The organism is Vibrio sp. 1978 (genome assembly GCF_033344345.1).
In genome coordinates this window covers 1-787 of sequence record NZ_JAWPOP010000332.1, presented here as the reverse complement: position 1 = coordinate 787, position 787 = coordinate 1, and the positions used below count along the sequence as shown (strand labels likewise).

Sequence of the window (787 nt, the reverse complement as noted above, 5' to 3'; positions counted from 1 at the left end):
AACTGCGTTTCGAGCAATTTTAGGTAAATTGAGTGCTTTTCAGCGCGCCATTGATGCAATGCCTCGATAGGCAAACAGAATAAATGACATGCGGTCAGCGTTTCCAATAAGTACGGTGAAGGTTGACCTTTTATCACGCTTTCAAAGCCGATCACCCAGTCCTTTTCCCAATAAAACTCTTTGCTGAATTCTTTGCCTTTCTCTGTGAGATAGCTTGCGTGGCATACCCCTTCCAGAATGAAGTAGATGTGAGAACTAAATTCACCTTGATGGCTAAGAATGTGCCTAGTGGGTAATTCTAACTCTTGTCCATAGACCATGAGTTGTGAGGCTTCGTCTTCTGAAAAGCCATGTTGAGTGAGATCGAAAAATACGTCGTTTTGCATGAAGGTTATCTGCAGTGAAAGGGTTAGCGCATTTGAACTATCTTAACTGCTTTGCGCAGTAACAAAAAGCGGCTCACTGAGGAGCCGCTAGTTTGAACATGGAGTCGCTTATTTGTTTAAATCGATCTGATAAATCGCAAAGCCCACTTCGTCAGTTGCGACGCGTTTCATCGGGTATTGGCCTTTGTCTTGGATAAACTTCGAAGCTTTTTCGCTCGGTGAGGTTTCAAAGCGAATATCCAGTTTTTTGTCTGACTTAATTGGTGCGAACGACCAGTTATTGTCAGCGCTTGGCGTGACTTCGCCTTTTTCCTCACTGACGCGAGAAATGTACGCCGCAACCACAGAACGGTTTTCGTCTGGAGAGTCAAATGCAATGAAGTCCGGACCAGTGCCAGGGA

The 787-nt window shown here is 44.9% G+C and carries 1 protein-coding gene and 1 pseudogene; both read right to left on the bottom strand.

The window, feature by feature from the left end; translation table 11 throughout:
* On the bottom strand, positions 1-386 hold a 386-nt coding region (locus tag R8N49_RS26445; RefSeq protein WP_318190359.1), incomplete at its 3' end, for a Crp/Fnr family transcriptional regulator.
* 108 nt (positions 387-494) lie between these two features.
* Positions 495-787, bottom strand: a pseudogene (locus R8N49_RS26440) (2',3'-cyclic-nucleotide 2'-phosphodiesterase); the annotation flags it as partial.